General features: G+C 57.7%; 1 protein-coding gene and 1 pseudogene. One reads left to right on the top strand and one right to left on the bottom strand.

Annotated features, from left to right (window positions below; translation table 11 throughout):
* Nucleotides 1–4,661: pseudogene (locus WNE31_RS18265) on the bottom strand (hypothetical protein); the annotation flags it as partial.
* Nucleotides 4,662–4,977: 316 nt separating this feature from the next.
* Here WNE31_RS18265 and WNE31_RS18260 point away from each other — a divergent pair.
* Nucleotides 4,978–6,575 (top strand): calcium-binding protein (locus WNE31_RS18260; protein ID WP_349981381.1); only part of this gene is annotated, 1,598 nt, incomplete at its 3' end.

Below are 6,575 nucleotides of genomic sequence, written 5' to 3'. Positions count from 1 at the left end.
TCGTCGCCATCGCCGCCAAAGATCATGTCGCCAAAGGCCGAACCGGTCAGGGTATCGTTGCCGCCCCCGCCAATGACGGTATCCGCGCCAAAGCCTCCCGCAATCGTGTCGTTGCCGGCATCGCCACGCAGCTCGTCATTGCCGTAGCCGCCGTCAAGAGAGTCATCGCCGTCACCGCCATACATGACATCGCGCAGATCTGCCTCGCTTTCGCCCCCAAGCAAGCTGTCATCCCCGGCGCCCCCTACAAGGGTATCTGCTCCGTCTCCGCCCTGCAGGCGGTCATGCCCATCACCGCCTCGCAATACGTCATCCCCGTCAAGCCCGAGGATCGTATCATTCTGGGCGCTGCCGTCGATACGATCCGGGCCCGGCGTGCCTGTCAGGACAAAGGATTGTACTGGATCCGAAACGTCACTAAAGACGGTTTCGTTGAAACCAAACCCGTCTAAATAGTTCAGCACGACCCTAATTCTTGCGCCGCTGTCCTCTTGCCCGAGGAGGTAACTGTCTGCTGTTGCGCCGTCGATATCCTGTTCGTCGCGTTGCCACTGGTACTGCAACAGGCCCAGCCCATCCTGATCGGACAGCCCCGACGCATCCACCCGAAGTACCTGGCCCGGACGCGTGTCCCCAACAAGAAGAACCGCGCCTTCGGGTGCGTCGTTGATGTTTTCCACCGGCAGGGTTGCAATGCTTTCGACCTGTTCTGATGTCCCCATGCCGTCGGTATACTGCACCCGGACCGAAAGGGATGCGCCGACATCAGCCTGCGTGACCTGATAAAAAGTGCCGGTCGCGCCGGGGATATGTTCTCCGTCCCTGAGCCACTGATAGACCGGATCCACGATTCCGTCATCGTCACGGAACGTCGGGGCCGCTTCAAGTGTTTCCCCCTCGCGGGCCAGACCCCAGACCTGCGGGGTGCCGACAGGTGGGGTATTCACATGAATGATCCCGAAATCCAGATTGGCGGAAATGTTCTGCAAGCCGTCCGAGACAGTGACACGCAGATCAAAGCTCGTGCCGCCCTGTGCAACGGTGCCACTGATGACATTGCCTGACAGGGAAAGCGTCTCTGGCAGACCGTCCACCTGATAGACCAGCGCGTCACCATCCGCATCCGTAAAATACGGAGCCAGATCTACCGACACCTGTCCCGCAGTTGTCTGGATCCGAGCAGGCAATGTCGTTTCAGGGGCTGCATTGAGTGCAAAGTCGACCGTGTAGCTGCCGGTATATCCGCTTGCCAGCGCACCGATGAAGAAATCTCCGCTTGATCGCGCCACCCCCTGCAACACCGATGTGGTCCCGTCAGACAGCGCCCGGTCTGCTTCCTGCAAGAGAAGCCCGGAATCACTAAACAGTGCAAGCTCTCCGTGATGGAGGCTGTCTTCGGTCAGAGTAAACCTATATGCCTGCCCTGCATAAAGGCGCACCTGCACCCAATCACCCATCGGGTCATCACCGTTTGGCGTATCTCCTTCGGTGCTGTTCAACTCCCCTCGGAACCGTTCGCCCGCATCAAGCCTGTAAACTGTGTCGATCCCGCCAGCCGCATCCACAAGTTCGGTGAAATCGGCCCCAAGGGCCACTCTGTCGATCCCGAGCGTATAAAGCCCACTATAGCTGTTCCCGACCGCACCGATATAATGCGTCCCGCCGGTCAACGCGGTGCCTTCAATCACGGAAAGATCACGGGTCGACAGGGACTGGTTTTCCGTGGCCAGCTGTTCGCCCGTCGCGTCAAACAGGACAAGCGTGCCCGACAAACCGTTGTCACGCGCCAGTGTCAGCCGATATTCCTGCCCTGCCTCCAACGAGACGCGCACCCAGTCGCCAGCCGGGTCGCCGATCGTGCGGGTATCGTCGTCGGCGGCGTTCAATTCGCCGCGGAACCGTTCGCCGGGCGATAGTTCATAAAGGGTTTCCGTACCGGCGACCGCCTCGTCCAGCTCGACCAGATGCTCGGAAAAGCTGCGTTCCTCGACCTGCAGCGTGTATGTCCCGTTATACCCTCCGGAGCTGGCGCCGAGAAAATACGTGCCAGATGTCAGCGCGATGCCCTGAATGACGGAAAGGTCAGCGGTGGACAGGGCGGCGCTGGTTCTGGCGACAATTTGGCCCGCAGCGTCATACAGTGTGGCGTCGGCGCTGTTGATATTTCCCTGTTGGAGTTCAAAGCGATACCCCTGCCCGGCCACCAGATCGACCCGCACCCAGTCTCCCAGTGGATCGGTCGCGTCCGCACCAAAGGCACGGTCTCCATCAACGGCGGCCAGCGTTCCGCCAAAGCTCTGCCCCATCAGAAGGTGATACATTGTGTCAATACGGCCCGCCGCATCGCCGAGTTCGCTCAGATCCGGCAGAAGGTCAACCGCGTCGAATTGGATCGTGTAACTGCCCTGTGACGTGCCCTCGGTCGAAATGAAATAGGTTCCGCCAGACAATGCTGTACCCTCGATCACTGCGGCGTCAGAATCCGATATGTGTACATCACGCCGGGCGACGATGTTGCCGACGGCATCCCTCAGGGTCACGTCGCCCCGGTAGGCGCTGCCTTCGATAAGTCGGATGCGGTAATCCTGCCCTGCCGTCAATGCAACCCGCACCCAATCCCCAAGTGGAACATCGCGACCTGCGACATCACCGTCGCGCTCGACCATGGTTCCGGCAAATGTTTCGCCCTCGGCGATTTCATAGGGCGTGCCGATCCCCCCGGGGGCATCGGCCAGTTCGGTCTGGTCGTGCGGCAAAGAAACCTCGTCAAACGAGAGCGTATAATTGCCCCGGCCCGTTCCGGAAAACTCGACGAAATAGGTTCCTCCGTTGACCGCCGTACCCTCGAGCACCCGCCCTTCCGAACGCAATTCATGCGCGACGATCCGGCCAAAGGCATCGCGCAGCACAAAGTCGCTGGAATAGCCGTCGTACTCTACCGCGAGACGATAGTTCGTCCCCTCCTGAAGTTGGATCCCGATCCAGTCCTGCTCATCTCGGTGATCGCCGATACGGCCGGCCAGACTCTGGCCCGGAGCCAACGTGTAGGGCGTGTCGAGGTTGCTATCGATCTCGACCAGTTCGGTCACCGTGTCAGGTAAGTTGACGGTTTGGAGCGAAATCTCGTATTCGTCGGCATCGCCCTGACCATCTGCAAGAATGTAGTGGCGCCCGGTTTCCAGCGCCGTGCCTTCCATCACGGCCAAGGACAACGTGGATTGACCAAGGTTTTCACGCCCGAGTACAAGGCCGTTGCTGCCCAGTAGGGTCAGCGTGGCAGATCCGGCGTTGAAAGTGATACGGTACTCCTGTCCCGCAACGAGATCGACCTGGAACCAGTCCACATCATCCTCGAAAGGCGTTATGACACCGTTATAGACGGTTCCGTCCGCGAACAGACCGCCCCGTTCAAAGATCGCCTCGTTTTCGTGGTCGTACCGGTCCGACAGCACGACATTCACCGCCGGGGTGTCTTCTGGAACGATCGATGGCAACTCGGCCCCCCACGTGCCGACGATCACGTCATCAATGCGCGCCAGCCCGGACGCGACTAGGTCTTGATAACTGGCCATGGGGCTGACAAGCGCGGCAAGGTCGCCAAAACGATGGGCCTCGACCACCCAGTCGGACTTCAGATTGATAGAGAGAAGATCCCCAAGAGCAAGCACAGCGCTTTGGCCTAGAGTCGAGATGTTCGCGAAAGCCCGACTTCCTGGGTATACCGTCGCCAGACCCGAGAAGAACAGGTCCAGTAGGCTTGACCCCAGATCAATCCATTCCAGACGTTTAATCAACAGCGCATCCTCTAGGAACGCGCGCGAAAGGTCGCTCAACGCGGGATCGTCCATCGCCTCGGCGATCGCCGCCACACTGTTAGATAACGCCACCCCCCTCTCGGCAAGAGCGACGCCGCCGAGTAACACCTCGAGCGGGGCCGGTATCATGTTGTCCCCTTGCAGGGTCCAAATGTCGTTCAAGTCGTTCAGAATATCAACAATATCTGCAAACCCGACAGAAACTGTGCTTGACGAGCCTTCCGAGAAGATACCTGACAAATCCCGCACCAGATCGAACCCCCTGGCGAACAGGTTTTGCAGAAGGTCGGCCGCTTCGAATATCTGAAGGGTTGTGACGGTACCGGATTCACGAAATCCGTATTCCCGCGCGAAGGCCACAAAATCGGATTGCGCAATTTCAAGCACATCGCTGCTCGCACCATCCACGATCCCCTGCAATCCGTTCGCCGAATTGATCACAACCGAGTAAAATGCGGCCCCGATCGTCGAAACTGACTCCCAGAAGCTGGCAATGTTCATCAGGGTGAAGGCGCTGAAAAACTGGGGGCCAGCATTGGCAATGATGTTGTCGATCCGGGTCTGGATCGTGCTTTCGGAATTCTGGAACGACGCGAAGAAGGACTGGTCGTATTGCTGGAGGTAGGATTCGAAGGTCACGATGTCTTCGGACACCGCGAAATTTTGCTCGACGATCGCGTCGACGATCTCGATGTCATGTACAAATGAAAAGACGTCGATGCCGATATCAAAGAAGTTGTTTTGCGCGAGCGCAACGCCATCCAGACTGTAGACAATTGTCGACACGCTGTCGGGAAGCACCGAAAAATCGGTGTTGATAAAATCGTTCAGATGCGCTCTCAGCATCGACTACCTCCCGCAACGCTTAATCGAAATGTGCTTTGCCACCAGATCCGATGCCGAAACAACAATATCCGCCAACAAGACGACGTTGCATCTTCAATAGCCAAGCGACAATTTGCCGCAACTTTAGCGCGAGTTACCCATGTAGGGTGTCAAGCGCACATTTGAACAACCCCAGAATTATCGAAAGCGTAGTTAGCTAAGCAAAACTGCAATTTTTGCCACGCTGAGCAAAGCCGTTCCAGTGTGCAGGAGCGGTGTCCAGGTTGCGCGTTTCAGGTGGTCTGGCAGATAGACGAAACGAATTGGAACCACAAATATGGCAGCAGGCAACAGCAATCTGATCCCGAACGGTAACAGCATTCTGGTCAACACGCATACAAACTACGAAGGACAGTATCACAGCCATCCGATACAATTGCAGAACGGTGAGCTTCTCGTTCTTTTCGAGGACTGGACCGAACTCGGGTTTGCACAAGCTATTGCACCGGACGGCACGGCTGCCGGGGAGGAGTTTGCCCTGCATCGCCCCGAAGAAGAAATACTCGAGATTGAGGTCCAACCCCTGCGAGGCGACCAGTTCTTGGTTCTAGCAGCGGTTCAGGACACATCCTATTCTCTTGGATACTCGATGGTTGGTCGCGTGTTTGACTCTGCCGGCACGATCATCCGCGAGACGTTTTTCAATCCTGAAAATCCGCCTCAACACATCTCACTTTCACTTCAGGAAGACGGCAGCTATCTCGCCAGTTGGACGGACGACCGCCAACCGGGCAGCCCTACATCGTATCAGGATGGATCTGGCGAAGGCATTTTCGCACAACGGGTCGCCAGTGATGGAACGCTTGTCGGCGAAGCATTTCAAATCAACCAGACTTCGCGCTATGACCAGTCTTCCCCCAGTTCTGCCACACTGAGCAACGGTCACTACGTCGTGACTTGGGAAGGTGAAACCGATGTTACCAGCACCAGCCGTGACGAACTGCTGGGTCGTATCCTGCGCCCTGACGGGTCTTTTGTCGGGGGAGAGTTCAGACTAAACACCTATGACCGTGGCGACCAGGAAGACATTGCCGTTGCAGCACTGAGTGGCGGAGGGTTCGTTGTGGTTTGGACATCGACCCGACAGGACGTCTATTATAGCGAAAGCGGTTCGCGTTGGGAGAGCTCCGGAATCTACGGGCGCATATTCGACAATGCAGGTAATGCCACTACGGACGAATTTCGCATCAACACAGCAAGCCGAGGCGGCCAGTCAGACGCGACAATCTCGGCCTTGGACACTGGAGGGTTCATCGTTTCTTGGATCACGGACGGCTGGGATACCGATGCCGATGACGGGCTCTGGGATGTGGCAGCAAGGGTTTTTGACGGCAACGGGTTCTCGTATGGCGATGAATTTCTCGTGCATGACGTTGCCGAAGGATCGCAGTTGCCCGGTGGCATCACGCAATTGGCGTCAGGTGATCTTTTCGTGACCTGGGCCTCGACCCATTTGGGCAATGGTTATGACGTGATGGCTCAACAGTTCACCTTCTATGAAGGGCGCACCTTGGAGGGCACCGCAGGTGATGATCGGCTCATTGGTGGCGCCGAATCGGACACGTTCAATGGCCTTGCCGGCAACGATTTCCTGCAAGGCGGCGATGGACCTGACGCGCTGCATGGTGGCGATGGTGCAGACACCCTGATCGGTGCAGATGGACACGATACCCTGATCGGGGGTAACAGCGAAGATGACGTACGCGACGTGGTCTATGGCGGAACCGGCGACGATTCCTTGGATGGCGGCTATGGCAATGACGAGCTGCGGGGCGATGACGGCAACGACACCATCGAAGGCGGCTTTGGCGCCGACACCGTGATCGGCGGCAACGGCAACGACCTTCTGACCGGCAGTGCGTGGTCCGACGTGAT

Origin of the sequence: Shimia fortis, from assembly GCF_040225985.1 — a bacterium.
Classification (GTDB): domain Bacteria; phylum Pseudomonadota; class Alphaproteobacteria; order Rhodobacterales; family Rhodobacteraceae; genus Shimia.
This window is presented reverse-complemented; position numbering and strand designations above follow the sequence as displayed.